This window comes from Chryseobacterium edaphi (assembly GCF_025628985.1).
GTDB classification, from domain to species: Bacteria; Bacteroidota; Bacteroidia; order Flavobacteriales; family Weeksellaceae; genus Chryseobacterium; species Chryseobacterium edaphi.
Map to the genome: position 1 here is coordinate 292797 of NZ_JAOTEM010000004.1, position 16786 is coordinate 309582.

17 protein-coding genes are annotated in these 16786 nt (G+C 34.0%); 5 read left to right on the forward strand and 12 right to left on the reverse strand.

What is annotated here, in order from left to right; genetic code table 11:
- The first annotated feature begins 203 nt into the window (after window positions 1-203).
- Entirely contained in the window at window positions 204-932 is a 729-nt protein-coding gene (locus NZ698_RS15790) for a hypothetical protein (protein WP_263004163.1), read from the forward strand.
- A gap of 90 nt (window positions 933-1022) precedes the next feature.
- Here the strand turns inward: NZ698_RS15790 and hemB are convergent, their stop codons facing one another.
- Window positions 1023-2012, reverse strand: a complete 990-nt coding sequence (gene hemB / locus NZ698_RS15795; RefSeq protein WP_263004164.1) for a porphobilinogen synthase — start codon at window positions 2010-2012, stop codon at window positions 1023-1025.
- Window positions 2013-2131: 119 nt separating this feature from the next.
- Between hemB and NZ698_RS15800 the strand changes: the two genes are divergently transcribed.
- The 3 genes from NZ698_RS15800 to NZ698_RS15810 all read left to right on the forward strand — a co-directional run bounded on the left by NZ698_RS15800 (window position 2132) and on the right by NZ698_RS15810 (window position 4810).
- Window positions 2132-2482, forward strand: coding sequence for a T9SS type A sorting domain-containing protein (locus NZ698_RS15800; protein WP_263004165.1), 351 nt, complete (start codon window positions 2132-2134; stop codon window positions 2480-2482).
- A 100-nt stretch (window positions 2483-2582) separates the two neighbouring features.
- A complete protein-coding gene (locus NZ698_RS15805) occupies window positions 2583-3494 on the forward strand; it encodes an ABC transporter ATP-binding protein (protein ID WP_263004166.1) in 912 nt (303 codons plus the stop codon).
- A 5-nt stretch (window positions 3495-3499) separates the two neighbouring features.
- The gene (locus NZ698_RS15810; protein ID WP_263004167.1) at window positions 3500-4810 is read left to right on the forward strand and encodes an ABC transporter permease; all 1311 of its coding nucleotides are present in this window, start codon (window positions 3500-3502) and stop codon (window positions 4808-4810) included.
- A gap of 69 nt (window positions 4811-4879) precedes the next feature.
- Here the strand turns inward: NZ698_RS15810 and NZ698_RS15815 are convergent, their stop codons facing one another.
- The 11 genes from NZ698_RS15815 to NZ698_RS15865 all read right to left on the reverse strand — a co-directional run bounded on the left by NZ698_RS15815 (window position 4880) and on the right by NZ698_RS15865 (window position 14979).
- Window positions 4880-5557: a porin family protein gene (locus NZ698_RS15815; RefSeq protein WP_263004168.1), complete on the reverse strand. Its 678-nt coding sequence runs from the start codon at window positions 5555-5557 to the stop codon at window positions 4880-4882.
- 101 nt (window positions 5558-5658) lie between these two features.
- Window positions 5659-6531, reverse strand: a complete 873-nt coding sequence (sucD, locus tag NZ698_RS15820) for a succinate--CoA ligase subunit alpha (protein WP_129534654.1) — start codon at window positions 6529-6531, stop codon at window positions 5659-5661.
- A gap of 17 nt (window positions 6532-6548) precedes the next feature.
- On the reverse strand, window positions 6549-7148 hold the full coding sequence (locus NZ698_RS15825; RefSeq protein ID WP_263004169.1) for a hypothetical protein: 600 nt from the start codon (window positions 7146-7148) through the stop codon (window positions 6549-6551).
- Window positions 7149-7217: 69 nt separating this feature from the next.
- Complete coding sequence (locus NZ698_RS15830; RefSeq protein ID WP_263004170.1) at window positions 7218-8120, reverse strand: UDP-3-O-(3-hydroxymyristoyl)glucosamine N-acyltransferase; 903 nt, start codon at window positions 8118-8120, stop codon at window positions 7218-7220.
- Window positions 8121-8161: 41 nt separating this feature from the next.
- Window positions 8162-9280 carry a hypothetical protein gene (locus NZ698_RS15835; RefSeq protein ID WP_263004171.1) on the reverse strand — a complete coding sequence of 373 codons (1119 nt, stop codon included), beginning with the start codon at window positions 9278-9280 and terminating at the stop codon, window positions 8162-8164.
- A 220-nt stretch (window positions 9281-9500) separates the two neighbouring features.
- Window positions 9501-10067 (reverse strand): elongation factor P, encoded by a 567-nt coding sequence (gene efp, locus NZ698_RS15840; protein ID WP_263004172.1) that lies wholly within the window; start codon window positions 10065-10067, stop codon window positions 9501-9503.
- Between the two features lie 20 nt (window positions 10068-10087).
- The gene (locus NZ698_RS15845) at window positions 10088-10459 is read right to left on the reverse strand and encodes a hypothetical protein (RefSeq protein ID WP_263004173.1); all 372 of its coding nucleotides are present in this window, start codon (window positions 10457-10459) and stop codon (window positions 10088-10090) included.
- Window positions 10460-10473: 14 nt separating this feature from the next.
- Window positions 10474-11262, reverse strand: coding sequence for an acyl-ACP--UDP-N-acetylglucosamine O-acyltransferase (gene lpxA, locus NZ698_RS15850; protein WP_263004174.1), 789 nt, complete (start codon window positions 11260-11262; stop codon window positions 10474-10476).
- A complete protein-coding gene (locus tag NZ698_RS15855) occupies window positions 11263-12660 on the reverse strand; it encodes a bifunctional UDP-3-O-[3-hydroxymyristoyl] N-acetylglucosamine deacetylase/3-hydroxyacyl-ACP dehydratase (protein ID WP_263004175.1) in 1398 nt (465 codons plus the stop codon).
- Entirely contained in the window at window positions 12653-13684 is a 1032-nt protein-coding gene (gene lpxD, locus NZ698_RS15860) for a UDP-3-O-(3-hydroxymyristoyl)glucosamine N-acyltransferase (protein ID WP_263004176.1), read from the reverse strand. Before lpxD ends, NZ698_RS15855 begins: the two co-directional genes overlap by 8 nt.
- Window positions 13685-13773: 89 nt before the next feature.
- A complete protein-coding gene (locus NZ698_RS15865) occupies window positions 13774-14979 on the reverse strand; it encodes an HD domain-containing protein (protein ID WP_263004177.1) in 1206 nt (401 codons plus the stop codon).
- A gap of 258 nt (window positions 14980-15237) precedes the next feature.
- Between NZ698_RS15865 and porX the strand changes: the two genes are divergently transcribed.
- Window positions 15238-16782 carry a T9SS response regulator signal transducer PorX gene (gene porX / locus NZ698_RS15870; protein ID WP_263004178.1) on the forward strand — a complete coding sequence of 515 codons (1545 nt, stop codon included), beginning with the start codon at window positions 15238-15240 and terminating at the stop codon, window positions 16780-16782.
- Window positions 16783-16786 lie beyond the last annotated feature (4 nt).

The following is a 16786-nucleotide window of genomic DNA, read 5'->3' on the forward strand; positions in this document are numbered from 1 at the left end:
AATATGAATTTAACTTAATATAAAGTTTGTCATTCCGGAGGAGTCCTAGCTGAATTTTATTTACGATGTCTGAATTCCTGCGGAATGACAAACATCGAGGATAAAGGGAACACAATTCAATTGCAATATAAAAACTGAATTTATTTATCTTTTTTAAACTAAAAATCATAATTTTATAAAACCAATCAACATTTAAATTAACCATGGAAAATAACCAACAACTGACCGATTTACTCGCATTGGACCTTGGAGTAAACCTGATTAACCGCAGACCTTATGCAAAAGAAGTTTTTAAATGGCAGGATATCGATCTTTTACCCCATTCTTCTGCAGACACATTACTTTGTGAAATTTACGAATGGAACGGCAGAAACTGGAGAACGACCAACAATAATCTGATCGGATTTTTATTCTCTGAAGATAAATTGAAAACGGTAAAAGACCAATTAGCAAATGTTCCTAAACACCCAGCTTTGATCCCTGATTTTGAGTTTACCAAAGAAAGTATGGTTGAATACGGTTTGTCTTTGCCTTCTCTATTTAATATTGGAATTAACGGAAACATCAACAGTGCTAAAAGTTTTTCTGTCCGTGTAAACGGAGTGACAAAATCGAGAATTACCAATATTGATTCTCCAGGGATTGAAATTTTGAAAAACTATTCTGAGTTTACAGATTCACAATCGAAAACGTATCGGAAAAATATTAAATTCAATTATTTAAGCACATCTCTTTTTTATGCCGAAAGTGTAGAAATTTTCTTAGAGAAAGAATCGGGTGTCGGTTTGGATGTAAGTTTTCAGACTCAGGATGTAGAAGTTGAGGCCAAAGTTGATACAGATACTAAAAAACATTTTGTTTTAAAATATTCAGGAAATCAAGCTCCTTTTGCAGCGAAATTTACCAAAGGAAAAGATTTTGACTTCAAATGATTTTTTGAAAGTTATAAGTGAATAGTTATGAATTATGAGTCAAGAATATTTTCATTAACTTATAATTCATAACTAATAACTTAAAACTAATTACCCGTTTAAAATCATCGCAGCTTCTTTCGCAGCATAAGTGAAAATCATGTCTGCTCCTGCTCTTTTGAAGCATGTTAAACTTTCAATAATTGCTTTATCATTGTCTAGCCAACCATTTTTTGCAGCTGCTTTTAACATTGCATATTCTCCGCTTACATTGTAAACTGCGATTGGCAAATCGATGGCTTCACGCACTTTTGAAACGATATCCAAATAAGGAAGTCCTGGTTTGATCATAATAATATCTGCACCTTCTTCCACATCTTTGAAAACTTCATTTAATGCTTCACGAGAATTGTGAAAATCCATCTGATAAGTCTTTTTATCTTTCGGAATTTCCATATTATCTTTTGGAGCGCTGTCGAGAGCACTTCTGAAAGGTCCGTAGAATGAACTGGCGTATTTTGCAGCATAGCTTAAAATTCCAACATCATGGAAACCGCTTTCTTCCAAAGCTTCACGAATAGCCAAAACTCTTCCATCCATCATGTCACTTGGTGCCACAATATCTGCTCCGGCTTCTGCATGTGAAACTGACATTCTTGCCAAAGCTTCGTTGGTAGCATCATTAAGAATTTTTCCGTTTTCTATAATTCCGTCATGTCCGTAAATTGAATAAGGATCTAAAGCAACATCAGGCATAATCACCATTTCAGGAATCGCATCTTTAATTGCTTTGATGGTATTTTGCATCAACCCGTCTTTGTTCCAGGCTTCTTTTCCTGTGTTGTCCTTTAAATGTTCTGAAACTTTCATGTAAAGATTAACTGCTTTCACGCCTAAAGAAAATAATTCTTTACATTCTTTTATGGTTAAATCGATGCTTCTTCTGAAAATTCCGGGCATAGAGGAAATTGCCTCTTCTTTATTTTCACCTTCCATCACGAAAATCGGCATTACAAAATCATCTGTAGAAAGGCTGCATTCTCTCACCAATCCTCTCATAGATTCATTTACTCGCAATCTTCTGTTTCTTGAATATATCATTTTGGAATACTTTTTGAATAATTTATTGCAAATTTAATATAAGTTCTATAAAAAACTATTGCGGATGATTATAGAATTTATTACTTTTGTTAGTAATAATTATGCAAATAATACGTTAGATGAAAAAACTTTTACTTTTATTTATATTTATGGTCGCTTTTGTTGGATTTTCCGACAATTTAAAAGCACAGATAAAGGAACCATCTTCCACATCACAAAAGTCTGATGATGGTGTTCTTACTGCGTACCCAAATCCTGCAAAAGACTTTTTGGTTGTAAAAGCCAAAGATGCTTCTTTAAAAATTAAATCAGTTATCTTCTATTCTATATTGGGAACGCAAGTTGCCAACTATAATGTGAATGCCAATAAAGCTGAGATCAATATTGAAAAATTAAAACCCGGAAAGTATTTGATCCGCTATATTCTCAGCGACAATACGCAAAAGGTTACTCAAATAGTAAAACAATAATATTAAATCCTGATCAACATCAGGATTTTTTCTTTTAGCAAAATTCTTTTAATTCCGTAACTTTCGGATTATTTTTATACTCATTATAAAAAACAACTGAATGCTAAAAGCTGAACATATTACTAAAACTTACAATGCAGGAAAAAAAACAGCATTGGACGATTTTAGCATACATGTGCCGAAAGGAAGTATCTACGGTCTTCTGGGACCCAACGGAGCAGGAAAAACCTCTTTCATCCGTATTATCAATCAAATTACACAGGCAGATTCCGGAGAGGTGATGATCAACGGAGAAAAGCTGAATCCAAATCACATTAGAGACATTGGCTACATGCCTGAAGAACGCGGTTTATACAAAAATATGAGCGTGGGAGATCAGATTCTCTACTTCGGGGAACTGAAAGGGATGAAAAAAAACGATGCGCTGAATGAAGCCAAAAAATGGTTTGAAAAACTGCACATCGACCAATGGTGGAAGAAGAAACTTTCTGAACTTTCGAAAGGTATGGCGCAGAAAATACAGTTTGTAGTTACTGTACTTCACAGACCAAATTTATTGATTCTTGACGAACCATTTTCCGGTTTTGATCCTGTTAATGCCAATTTAATTAAAGATCAAATAATTGAACTTAAAAATAATGGAACCACAATTATTCTTTCTACTCACAGAATGGAAAGTGTGGAAGAAATGTGTGATTATGTTGCATTAATTGATAATTCTAAGAAAATTATTGACGGAAGAGTTTTTGACGTAAGAGAAAAATTCAAGAAAAATATTTTTGGAATTACGCTTTCTGATGTGAACAATGAGCAACTTCAAAATTTCAAAAATAAATATGGAATTTTCAATTTATCTGAACAGAATAATCTGATTTCGTTTGACCTGAAAAACACAGTGAATCAAAATGATATTTTACTTGATTTGGTACAAGCCGGAAAAGTAAGATCATTTGACGAAAAAATTCCAAGTATGAATGAAGTGTTTATTAATGCCGTAGGTAATCATTCTTAAATGTTATGAAAAATATTATTTTAATTACAAAAAGAGAATTTCTTACACAGGTTAAGAAAAAATCTTTCATTTTACTGACTTTATTAGCTCCATTAATGATCATCGGATTTGGCGCAGTGATCGGATTGATGTTTAAAGCCAATGAATCACATAACATCATTGAAGTAGTTGACAATAGTGGTCTATTTAAAGGACAGCTTAAATCTAATGATAAACTGGAATATGTTTTCGTTCCTATTGTGGATGAAAAATCTAAAATCAAAAACCTCAAAGGGAATGAATCTTTAGATGGAATTCTGATTTTACCTCAGATTTCGGGTCAGAATTTTGATGATTTAGAGAAAAATACAAGATTGGTTGTCAATACTAAAATCGGTCTTGATACTAAACAGCAAATTATTTCTGATATTGGAAATGTAATCAAGAAAGAGAAAATAAAACAGTTGGGTATCGCAGAATCACAACTTGATAATCTTGATAAAAGTTTTGAACTGAAAACTATCAATGTTTCAGAAGACAATAAAGAAGATTCTGACCTTACTTTTGGGGTGAAAACTGCTTTAAGTTTAGGTTTAATGTATGTTACTTTTATGTTCATCATCATTTATGGAGTTCGTGTGATGCGAAGCGTTTTGGAAGAGAAAAACAATCGAGTGGTTGAAATTATCATCTCTTCTGTAAAGCCTTTTGAATTAATGATGGGAAAGATTTTTGGAGTTACAATGGTTGCTTTGACTCAATTTATCGTCTGGATTACGATGTCTGTAATTGGTGCATTAGTTTTAAACACCGGTTTTTCGTCTATGCAGAAAAACATACCGGGAGGTGATCAAAGTATTTTAAGCAAATTGGATATTCTACAGATCTTTACACAGATTTCCCATAACTTATTGGAGCTAAATTTTCCTTTAATCATCTTTGTATTTATTGTGTTTTTCCTTTTAGGATATATATTTTACAGTTCAATTTACGCAGCCATCGGTTCTGCAGTTGATAACGAAACAGAAACACAACAATTCACTTTATTTGCCATTTTACCTTTAACTTTAGGGATGTACGGAAGTTTTTCTTTGATGAATAATCCTGATGGACCTTTAGGTTTTTGGTTATCAATTATACCATTCACATCGCCCGTTGCGATGATTGCAAGAATACCTTATGGCGTTCCGGCTTGGCAGATTGCTTTGTCTATCTTTTTACTTTTAGCCACAACTATTTTTATGATATTCTTAGCTGGCAAGATTTATAGAGTAGGAATTTTAATGTATGGAAATAAAGCGACGTTGAAGGAACTTTGGAAATGGATCAGAAGTTGATTTCTTAATTAATAAAAAAATCCCGAGATCTACATCCCGGGATTTTTTATGTTTTTTAATGAAAAATTTTTATTCGAAAATATAACTTAGGCTTAAACTAAGAACCTGTTCAGATTTCTTTTTTCCCGTATTTGGGTCTTTAGTAAAATCTTCAATAAGTTTCGGATAAGTATTGGAAACTCCAAAATCATATTTTAAAGCTAATTCGAGTTGCCTTTTGTAGCTATACCCAACTCCCACACCTACTGCGAAGTTAAAGCTGTTTGCTTTTCCGCTGATCTGTGGATAATTTGGAACAGTCACATCCGGGTCGTAGTAAGGTCTGCTTGCGGGTACGTTCTTAACATTCTGACTTAATAAAAAATTAAATCTCGGACCGATCATTCCAAAAAATTCTGATTCTGCTTCAGAAAAATATCCTTTGAAATAAATTGGTACACTCAGATAATTATTAGCGTACATTGCATTATAACCATCAGCATTTTTAGCATCTTTATCTTTCCCAGATTCTCCGGCGCCGTAATATGTAACCTCCGGCTGAAGATAAAACTGATTGGCTCCTCCCATTGGGATCAATGCTAAAACACCGCCCTGAAAAGCAAATCTTGCTCCTGAAGGATTATGTGCATTCTTCACTCTCGAATAGTTTCCACCAGCAGTAACACCGAATCTTGTACTACTAAAATCAATCTGTGCGAAAGATAAAGTAGAAAGTGCTAAAGCTGATGTCAATAAAATTTTTTTCATATGTAGTTTTTATTGTTTTTTAAAATCATATGGTATCGCCTACCTTCGAGTCTAAACTTTAAAAATTAGTCAGAGCGATTTCATATCATTTTGTATCTTAATTATCCTAAAACTTTAGCAACAGTAACACCAATATCAGCAGGGGAATCTACTACATTGATACCGTTTTCTCTCATGATTTCCATTTTAGCCTGAGCCGTGTCTTCATCACCTCCAACAATAGCACCTGCGTGACCCATTGTTCTGCCTTTAGGAGCAGTTTGTCCAGCGATAAAACCAACAACCGGTTTTGTAGAACCGCTAGCTTTATACCATCTTGCAGCTTCAGCTTCAAGACCACCACCGATTTCACCGATCATTACAACCGCTTCAGTTTCAGGGTCATTGATAAACAATTCTAAAGCTTCTCTCGTTGTAGTTCCAATGATTGGATCTCCACCGATTCCGATCGCTGTAGAAACACCGTAACCGGCTTTCACAACCTGATCAGCAGCTTCGTAAGTAAGAGTTCCAGATTTTGAAACGATTCCTACTTTACCTTTTTTGAAAACAAAACCTGGCATAATACCAATTTTAGCTTCGTCAGAAGTAATGATTCCAGGACAGTTTGGTCCGATCAATCTGCATTCTTTGTCAGCGATATAAGATTTCACTTTTACCATATCTGCAACAGGAATACCTTCTGTAATACAAACGATTACTTTGATACCTGCTTCAGCAGCTTCCATGATAGCATCTGCAGCAAATGCAGGTGGTACAAAAATGATACTTACGTTAGCTCCGGCTTTTGCAACAGCGTCAGCAACAGTATTAAATACCGGCTTTCCTAAGTGCTCGCTTCCTCCTTTTCCCGGAGTAACACCACCTACTACGTTGGTTCCGTACTCGATCATCTGACCTGCGTGGAAAGTACCTTCGTTACCTGTAAAACCTTGTACAATTACTTTAGAATCTTTGTTTACTAAAATTGACATTTTATTGTTTTTTAAATTTATTTATTATTTTTTATGTTATCAAAACTTTCAAGTATCTCAATCATCACACTGTCGTAATCAGAAGTTTGAGAGAAACCTCCGTCTTTTCGGATTTCGTCTACTATAGTTAACATTTTGGGTTCATCTGCAAAAAACTCTTTCAACCTTTTTTTTGGTAATCCAGTGAAATATATAAGACCAACTCCTTTATTTGTTTTTTTATTAAATAAAAAATCATTGGCATTTTCTCCTCCCATAGTTGATGAATAATTACGATACCATTCCACATTTTCACTATCATACATCCTCTCAAGAAGAATTTTCTGATCACCCGATTTGTTTATAAAAAAACGTTTTTTTCCATTAAAATCTATTAATGAAAGCTCTTTGACTTTTGGAATTTCAATTTTTACTTTTTTACCATTTTCATCTACTGTTGTTATTTTTGTATTGAAACTAGTAACGTAAAGTAAATTTGGATCAATTGCATTTGTCCTAACTTTTATTTTAACCGTAAGACTATCATTTTCACTTGTTAAAATTTTTGCATCAAGAGTCTTTTGACTAAAAACTAACGATATTACAAAAATTAAAAAAAAAGTGAAAAATTTCTTCATGGCTTTATTTAATAACGCTCACAAATTTACTTATTTTTCTTTGATTTTAGTTAAAACCAATGTAAATTGTTACTCGAGATTTCTCAACTTCACCTCTTTTTTCAGGTAAGTTTTAAAATCTTCTGCAAACATCCCGATATAAGTTCCCTTTTTCAGATCTCTATTAACTCCGGTTTTACCTAGAAGTACTGAACCTGATTCGATATTATTACCAGATGCAATGCCGACCTGTCCCCATAAAGTGACCTCATCACCGATGATACAACATCCAGCAATTCCGACCTGGGAAGCAATTAAACATTTTTTACCGATTACAGTATCATGACCGATCTGAATCTGATTATCTAAAACAGAACCTTCACCAATGATTGTAGAATCTGTAACTCCTCGATCAATCGTGCAACTGTTTCCGATTTCTACATTGTTTTCGATGATTACGTTTCCTACAGAAATCAAGCGGTCAAAATTCCCGTCTAATTTTCTGTAATAAAAAGCGTCGCCCCCCAAAACGGTATTGGATTGAATGATAACGTTATCACCAATCACAGTTCGGTCTCCGATAACAACATTGGGGAAAATGATTGTGTTTTTTCCTATCGTGATGTTATTTCCAAGAACTGCGGACGGGTGAATTTTCGTACCCTCACCTATCTCCACATCATGAAGTGTTTCTGTGAAGTTATAGATTTTGGTAAAGTGGGTATTGATCTTATTGAAATCTCCAAACGGATCGTCCGAAATTAAAAGCGCTTTTCCTTCCGGACATTCTACTTCTTTATCAATTAAGATAATGGTTGCCGCAGAGTTTAAAGCTTTATCGTAATATTTTGGATGATTGACGAATACAATTTCGCCAGATTTTACTCTGTGAATTTCGTTGGTACCAAAAACCTGAAAATCTTCGGAACCTACAAATTTTGCTCCGATCAAATCAGCAATTGTTTTTAGTTTTTGTGGCTGATGAAACGTCATATGTTTAAATTAATGAGTTGCAAAGATATAAAGTTTTAAGATTAAAAATTGAAATCGAGGGGTTCGTTATTTGCTTTTCTGCCTAGTAATATATTTTCAGCATACATTTTTCGTATACTTAAATAAAATTGATAATCTTCTTTTTCTTCATATGAATCAATACCTATTTGTTTAAGTTGCTGGTTGGTTTGATAATGTTCCAGAGCTAAAGGTAAATGTTCTGCTATTTTTTGACATCTGTATTTCTGACAGGCTCTTTCTAAAGCGACTCTAAAGTCTTGATGTGCATCAATTGAAACTAATTCATCTTTTATTCCGCTCAAATAATTAAAGGTTTCCTGTGCTCTTTCATTTTCCCAAGTATCTTGATGCTCAGTAGCTTCTACATATTCTTTAAAAATATTGATCATCTCTCTATTTTCAATTTGTTTTGCTAGATCTAAGTGTACATATTTATCATAATAATTTAGATATGGTTTATCAGCATCGGGAGGTGGAATATATGGTGGAGCTGGTGGTTGATTTTTCTGTTTTTCTTTTACACCTAAATTAATATACATTCGCTCGAGTTTTCCTTTGACATCAGGGAAAGTTAGTAATATCCCATTTCCTGTTCTGCTATTATGAAATTCATACCATGAAGGAAAGCTCATGTTTTCTTCATTGGTATTATACGCTTCTTTTAATTCTTCATAATTCTGCCATTCATGAAAACCGTCCAATTCAATTTCTACATTGTTACTGGTAAGATATTCACAATATAAATCTATATCATATGATGAGGGCTGTTCTAAAAAATGGCAATTCATAATATCATGCTCTAAAACATGAAAATCATAACAAATCTCTACTCCTTCAAATATTTCCTGACCTGCTCTCCATTTACATTGAGCATCAAATAGCTTCTTTTGCTGAATGATAGCTAAATGTTTTTTTGCAGCATTCATCCATTGATTTTTCTGTCCCTTATTATGCTTTCTGTAATATTCAGCATGCTTAAAGGCCAACATTTTATTAAAAGCATATTGTTTGTACAATGAGTCCCAGTCGGATTTTTTATATGATTCTAAAAAAGCATGCGTTATGGGATTGTTTTTCACTTCTTCTTCCCATTGTTTTTGCAATACTTCATAATTGGGTTGTTCTGTTTGATCTGACATTTGTGTTAGAGGATTTAAAAGTTTAAAAGTGATTTTTTAATTTCTAAATCAAATGTAAAAATATTTTTGTATTCAAGAAAATCGTTCTCAAATCTTAAAAAAATTATAAATATCAAATAAATGGTTTAGTGATAAAATAAAAACACTTGCGCTTGCAAGTGTTTTTATTTTGTGTTGTAAATTAAAGTAATTTCAAAAACACAATATTTTGAATCTTAGATTATTCTTTTACTCTCTCCAAGTAAGAACCATCTTCAGTACTTACTTTGATTTTGTCTCCCGCTTCAATGAACAAAGGAACCATTACTCGTGCTCCTGTTTCAACGATTGCGTTTTTCAGAGCGTTGGTTGCTGTGTTTCCTTTTACACCCGGATCAGCTTCAACAACTTCTAAGTAAACCGACTGAGGAAGTTCTGCAGAAAGTGGAGTTTCGTCAGCTTCTTTCAAAATGATAGTTACTTCTTCGCCTGCTTTCATCAGGTTTGAGTTTTCAATCATTTCTTTGCCTAAGTATAGTTGAGAGAAATCTTCATTATTCATAAAGTGGAAACCATTCTCATCATCATAAAGATACTGGAATTTTCTTGTAATTACTTTTACTTCGTCAATTTTATGACCTGCAGAAAAAGTATTATCAATTACTTTACCGTTGGTTACCGATTTTAGTTTTGTTCTCACGAAAGCAGGACCTTTCCCTGGTTTTACGTGCATAAATTCGATTACTTTAAAAATATCATTGCTGTACTCGATGCAAAGACCTTTTTTTATATCGTTACTTGTTGCCATTGAATTATATTATATTTAGTCTATTTTGATTTATAAATTGGTACACTCAACATCTTGCCCAAACCATTAATGCTCGCTGCTCTAGGACTGCTGAAAACTTCACCATTTTCCTGAGAAACAAATCTTCTGTTGACTCCCATATTAAAATTGATATCGTTTTGCAAAAGCTGAATTTTGTTTTTCTGAAGATCAGAATCGTTTGCGCTACCGATGATTGTAGTTGAATACGTATTTTTCGTTTGCTGAATGATACTGTTTACATTCGTTACTGCAATAGAATCATTTCTTTTTTCATTAAATTTTCTGTCGACAACAGATAATTCTGATGTTTTATTCATCTGTGCAATAACAACAGATGAAAATCCGAGGAGAAATAAAACTAAAGCTTTCATCATTTATATTTAAATTATTCTTTACCCGTTCCGTATCCTTTAACGATACCTCTTGGAGAGTTTTGGATAAACTGAAGGATTTCATCTCGTTCAGCCGTTGGAAGCATTTCTTTTTCGATGTGAGAGACTGCCTGAGAAACATTCATTTTCATCTGGAAAATTGCTCTGTAAATTTTTTGAATTTCAAAAATTTTATCGTTGGTAAATCCTCTTCTTCTCAAACCTACAGAATTGATTCCGGCATAAGACATTGGCTCACGCGCTACTTTTACATATGGCGGAATATCTTTTCTTACCAAAGTTCCTCCTGAAATCATTACGTGTTTTCCGATTTTTCCAAATTGGTGAACAGCACTTAAGCCACCCATCACTGTGAAATCTCCAATTTCTACGTGACCGGCGATTCCGCAACCGTTTACAATAATTACATGGTCACCGATTATGCAGTCATGAGCAATGTGGGAAGTTGCCATAATCAAACAATTGTCACCAATTTTAGTATATCCTAAAGCTTTTGTACCTCTGTTTACGGTAACACATTCTCTGATCGTAGTGTCATCACCAATGATTGTCTGTGTATCTTCACCGTCAAATTTCAAATCCTGTGGGATAGCAGAAATTACGGTTCCGGGGAAAATCCTGCAGTTTTTTCCGATTCTTGCACCATCCATAATGGTCACGTTTGAACCGATCCAGGTTCCTTCACCTATTTCCACATCACCTGCAATAGTAGTAAATGGTTCTACAATTACATTTTTACTGATTTTTGCTCGTTTATCAACGGCGGCTAATTGATGAATCATTTAGTCAACTTTATTTTTTGCAACCTGAGCCATAAGCTCAGCTTCTACAGCTATTGTATCACCAACGTATCCGTAACCCTGCATGTGCACGATTCCTCTTCTGATCGGTTCAATCAATTCAATTTTGAAAATCATCGTATCACCGGGAACCACTTTTCTTTTGAATTTTACTTTATCCATTTTAATGAAATAAGTAGAATAGTTTTCCGGATCAGGAACGCTTGCCAATACCAAAATACCACCAGTCTGCGCTAAAGCTTCGACCTGTAAAACTCCCGGCATTACCGGCTCTTTCGGAAAGTGTCCTACGAAGAAAGGCTCGTTCATCGTCACATTCTTTAGACCAACAACGTGTGAATCTGATAATTCAAGAATTTTGTCGATCAATAAAAACGGTGGTCTGTGAGGCATTAATCTCATAATTCCGTTGATATCGAAAACCGGTTCTTTATTTAAATCAAAATCGGGAACGTTTTTCTTCTTCTGTAATTTCCACTGACGGTTCAGTTTTTTAGCAAACTGAGTATTTACAAAATGCCCTGGTTTGTTGGCAATAATTTTACCTTTAATCTTAACTCCGGCCAAAGCTAAATCACCGATTACATCGAGCAATTTGTGTCTTGCAGCTTCGTTCGGATAGTTTAAAGTTAAATTATCTAGAATACCGTTGGGTCTGATCGCAACATGATCTTTACCAAAAGCTTTCTTTAATTTTTCTGTTGTTTCAGCAGTAAGATCCTTGTCAACGTAAACAATTGCATTAGAAATATCTCCACCTTTGATCAAACCGTGATCAAGAAGCATTTCCAATTCATGTAAAAAGCTGAATGTTCTTGCAGAAGAAATTTCTTCTTTAAACTCTGAAATATTTTTTAAAGTAGCATTCTGAGTTCCTAAAACTTTGGTCCCAAAATCTACCATTGTCGTAATTTCGTAATTATCTGAAGGGATAATTGTAATCTCAGAACCGGTTGCAGGATCGCTGTAGCTCAAAACTTCTTTTACTACCAAATATTCTCTGGCAGTTTTTTGCTCTACAATTCCAACACTTTCGATTGCCTCCACGAAAAATTTAGAAGAACCATCTAAAATTGGTGGTTCTGAAGCATCCATCTCTAAGTAAGCATTATCGATATCACAACCTACCAATGCCGCTAAAAGATGCTCGCAAGTGTTGATTTTTACGCCAAGTTTCTCCAGAGTTGTTCCTCTTTCTGTTGCTACAACGTAGTTTACATCAGCTTCAACCTGAGGATGACCCTCTAGATCTGTTCTTACGAAGATGAAACCTGTATTTTCTTTAGCAGGTTTGATGGTCAGTTTTACTTCTTTACCAGTATGAAGGCCAATTCCGGAAAGAGTAACCTCTTCCTGAAGTGTTTTTTGCATATCACTCATTAGTCTGATCTTTTGAGTTATTCTCAAGATTATTTATTCTTTTTACAAGTTCAGGAAGATTCCTGAAATGCACGTAGCTTTTAAGATAATTATTGTAGCTGATTGCCGGCGAACCGTAAACCGTTTCTTTATCGTTCACGTGAGAATTCACACCACTTTGAGCCTGAATTTTCACCTGACTTCCGATTTTGATGTGACCTACAATTCCAACCTGTCCGCCGATTTGATTCCAGTCACCCACGATTGTAGATCCTGCAATTCCGGTTTGTGAAGCTATGACATTATTCTGACCGATTTTTACATTGTGTGCAATTTGAATCAGATTATCGATCTTAGTTCCTTTACCTATTACTGTCGAACCAATTGTTGCTCTGTCAATACTACAGTTTGAGCCGATTTCAACATCATCTTCAATGATAACGTTTCCTAATTGAGGAATTTTTTTGAAACCTTCTGGAGTTGGCTGAAAACCAAAACCATCACCACCAATCACAGTGTTGGAATGAATGACACAATTATCACCAATGATACAGTAATCGTAGATTCTTGCCCCACTATCAATTTTGCAGTTCTTACCAATCTTTACACCTTTTCCGATGTAAACTTGCGGATAAATCTGTGATCCTTCTCCGATTTTAGCTTTTTCAGAAACATAAGTAAATGCTCCAACATACGCTTTATCACCGACAACAGCAGTGTCATGAATAGAAGCGCCGTCCTCAATACCTTCTTTTCTTCCCTGCATTTCCTGATATAAATTCATCAGAACCTGAAAAGAAAGATAGGCATCTTTTACAGAAATGATTGTCTGGTCGTAGCTGTCTTTGGTTAAAATATCTTCCGATACTATAAGAACGGAACAATTTGAAGTATCTAAATAATGAGAAAAACGTTCCTGGGCAATAAAAGAAAGATGCCCTGCTTCCCCACCTTCAATAGGCGAAACTCCTGTTATAAGCGCATTTTCATCACCTATAATTTTTCCGTCAATAAAACTCGCAATTTGCGAAGCTGTGAATTCCATATTCTGCAAAGATAACAAATTCTATTATTCACCAACATTTTTTAGTTTATGGAATATAGATTTTAATATTCTTTAAGAATTTGTATGCATCAATATCTTGGAAAAGTAAGAATGTATCTTGTCGTTTTATTGGTGATCAAACCAGACAAAAGCTGATCTTCCGACTCGTCAAGTCTAAGAATTTTTCCGCTTTTCTGTAATAAAAATATAGGCTGTTTGTCTGTATTATAAGGTAAAAGTGTTCTTTCAATCTCGTGTACAAGTTCGTGAGCGTTGTCTATCCCCAAAAATTCATTGGTGCTATTTATTTTCTCCTCAACAAATTTCGGATCGAAAGGTTGGGACGAAATAATCGTTTTAGGTAGATTTCTTTGAATTACACATTGACACCAATATGAAAGAATAAAGTCATCTGAAGTCTGCCACAATTTCATCGCATGAATAATATCATTATCATCCATTTGGGTGAATCTTTGCACATCCTCGTCGGTTTCTTCACTTTTTCCGCGATTCAGAAAGTACTTTAAATTCTCAGTTGCCGGTAAATCTACTCCCTGCGATGCCAAATATTTCGCTCTTTGTAAAATTTTCACCAGAATAAATTCTGCCAAAGCTGATGTTTTATGATAATACACCTGCCAATACATGAACATTCTTGCGGTGAGGAAATTTTCAATAGAATAGACACCTTTAGCATCAATTACCAATTCGTCTTCGCAGACATTCATCATTGAAATAATTCTTTGGGTATTTACGTTCCCTTCAGAAACTCCTGTGAAAAAACTGTCTCTTTTTAAATAATCCAAACGGTCAACATCCAATTGTGAGCTGATCAACTGATTGAAAAACTTTCTGTGATATTTCCCCTGAAACATTTCGATTGCTGTTGAAAGCTGTCCGTCAAATTCATCATTTAATCTGTTCATTAATAATAAAGAAAGATTTTCGTGATGCCAATCATCCATCAACATATTTTCCAGCGCATGAGAAAACGGACCGTGACCGATGTCGTGCATCAAAATTGCCAACATTGCTCCTTTTTCTTCTTCGACAGAAATATCAATTCCTTTTTGCTTTAAAGTTTCCAAAGCGGTAAACATCAGATGCATCGCACCTAAAGCATGATGAAATCTTGTATGTGTTGCTCCAGGAAAAATTAAATTTAAAAGTCCGGTCTGTGAGATTCTTCTTAATCTTTGGAAATAAGGATGTTCAATAATATCAAATAAAATCTCGTGAGGAATTTTAATAAAACCGTGAACTGGATCGTTGATAATTTTAAGCTTGTTTTGCATAGAAATATACTGTGACAGATGCAAAATTAAGGTATTAAACTCAATTCAAAGAAAATTGCAAAATTTAATCTAATGAATTTTTATTAATAATGCTTTAAAACCTTAAGATTTTAGCCTATCTTCATACCACATTTAATGAAATCAAACAGTGAGAATTGTTTAACTAAGATTTAACTTTTAAAGGCGGTAATTTGGCTTTTATAAAAGGATTTTGGTTACAGTTTTGATACAATAACTATAGAAAAAAATTAAACTTTTATGTCAGAAAAGATATTATGGATCGATGATGAAATAGATTTACTTAAACCTCATATCGTATTTTTAGAAAAAAAGGGTTACCATGTAACTCCCGTAAATAATGTGAATGAAGCTTTAGAACTGATAGATTCAGAAAAATTTGCGTTAACGCTTATTGATGAAAACATGCCCGGAATCTCTGGACTTGAAGCAATACCGATGATTAAAGAAAAAGACAGTTCTCTGAAAATCGTGATGGTGACAAAAAGTGAAGAAGAACATATTATGGAAGAGGCTATCGGCTCGCAGATCGCAGATTACATTCTAAAGCCGGTAAATCCTAATCAAATTTTATTATCATTAAAGAAAAATCTTCAGCAGGATAACCTTGTAGAGCAAAAGACAATTCTTCAATATCAGCAGGAATTCAGGAACCTTTCTATGGAACTTTCTTATTTGAGAACGTACCAAGATTGGGCAGAATATTATAAAAAAATCGTCAATTGGGAATTGAAATTTGATAAAGTTGCTGATAACGAATTTGCAGATTTACTACAATCTCAAAAAGAAGAAGCCAATATTCAGTTTGCAAAATTTATAGAAAACAATTACGAAGAATGGTTGAATGGAGGTGATAAACCTTTGATGAGCCACACTTTGTTCAGAGACAAAGTAAAACCTGAAGTTGAAAAAGACAAAGTTCTTTTGCTGATGGTTGATAATTTAAGATACGACCAGTGGAAAGTAATTGAACCTTTATTTACTAAATATTATAATAAAGTTTCAGAAGATTACTATTACAGTATCCTTCCAACTGCGACTCAGTATGCAAGAAATTCGTTTTTCGCAGGAATGCTTCCTTCAGAAATTGAAAAACGTTTTCCTGATAAATGGTTTAATGATAATGAAGATGGAAATAAAAATGAATACGAACGTGATTTCTTAGAAGATCAGATGAAAAGAATCGGTTTAAACTCTAAATCAATGAAATATCTGAAAGTTCTGAATGCCGATTTTGAGAAGAAGATTTACGAAGATTTTAATCAACATAAGAATAATGACCTTTTGGTGATCGTTTATAATTTCATAGATATTTTATCTCACGCAAAAACGGATAACCACATTGTTGACCAATTAATCAGAGATGATAAAACTTTCCGTTCGTTGACGTCGAATTGGTTTGAGAATTCATCTTTAATTAAGATTATTAAATTGGCGGCAGAAAGTGGTTATAAATTAGTCATCACAACCGATCACGGAACTGTTTATGTCAAAAAACCAAGCCGTGTTGTGGGAGACAGAGAAACCTCAACAAACATTCGTTATAAAACCGGAAAAAGTTTGACGTATGACGAAAAAGATGTTTGGGCAGTTACAAACCCTGAAAAAATATTTTTGCCTAAAGGAAATTTAAGTTCGAAATATATTTTCGCAAAAAACAATACTTTTCTAGCATATCCTAAAAATTATAATCATTTTGTCAATTATTATAAAGAGACTTACCAACATGGTGGAATTTCTCTTGAGGAATGTATTATTCCAATCAGTATTTTAGAACCAAAATAGTTTT

Coding starts and splice junctions, on each gene's coding strand:
- NZ698_RS15790 (WP_263004163.1), top strand. CDS start 204: ATGGAAAATAACCAACAACTGACCGATTTACTCGCATTGGACCTTGGA.
- hemB (WP_263004164.1), bottom strand. CDS start 2,012: ATGATATATTCAAGAAACAGAAGATTGCGAGTAAATGAATCTATGAGA.
- NZ698_RS15800 (WP_263004165.1), top strand. CDS start 2,132: ATGAAAAAACTTTTACTTTTATTTATATTTATGGTCGCTTTTGTTGGA.
- NZ698_RS15805 (WP_263004166.1), top strand. CDS start 2,583: ATGCTAAAAGCTGAACATATTACTAAAACTTACAATGCAGGAAAAAAA.
- NZ698_RS15810 (WP_263004167.1), top strand. CDS start 3,500: ATGAAAAATATTATTTTAATTACAAAAAGAGAATTTCTTACACAGGTT.
- NZ698_RS15815 (WP_263004168.1), bottom strand. CDS start 5,557: ATGAAAAAAATTTTATTGACATCAGCTTTAGCACTTTCTACTTTATCT.
- sucD (WP_129534654.1), bottom strand. CDS start 6,531: ATGTCAATTTTAGTAAACAAAGATTCTAAAGTAATTGTACAAGGTTTT.
- NZ698_RS15825 (WP_263004169.1), bottom strand. CDS start 7,148: ATGAAGAAATTTTTCACTTTTTTTTTAATTTTTGTAATATCGTTAGTT.
- NZ698_RS15830 (WP_263004170.1), bottom strand. CDS start 8,120: ATGACGTTTCATCAGCCACAAAAACTAAAAACAATTGCTGATTTGATC.
- NZ698_RS15835 (WP_263004171.1), bottom strand. CDS start 9,280: ATGTCAGATCAAACAGAACAACCCAATTATGAAGTATTGCAAAAACAA.
- efp (WP_263004172.1), bottom strand. CDS start 10,067: ATGGCAACAAGTAACGATATAAAAAAAGGTCTTTGCATCGAGTACAGC.
- NZ698_RS15845 (WP_263004173.1), bottom strand. CDS start 10,459: ATGAAAGCTTTAGTTTTATTTCTCCTCGGATTTTCATCTGTTGTTATT.
- lpxA (WP_263004174.1), bottom strand. CDS start 11,262: ATGATTCATCAATTAGCCGCCGTTGATAAACGAGCAAAAATCAGTAAA.
- NZ698_RS15855 (WP_263004175.1), bottom strand. CDS start 12,660: ATGAGTGATATGCAAAAAACACTTCAGGAAGAGGTTACTCTTTCCGGA.
- lpxD (WP_263004176.1), bottom strand. CDS start 13,684: ATGGAATTCACAGCTTCGCAAATTGCGAGTTTTATTGACGGAAAAATT.
- NZ698_RS15865 (WP_263004177.1), bottom strand. CDS start 14,979: ATGCAAAACAAGCTTAAAATTATCAACGATCCAGTTCACGGTTTTATT.
- porX (WP_263004178.1), top strand. CDS start 15,238: ATGTCAGAAAAGATATTATGGATCGATGATGAAATAGATTTACTTAAA.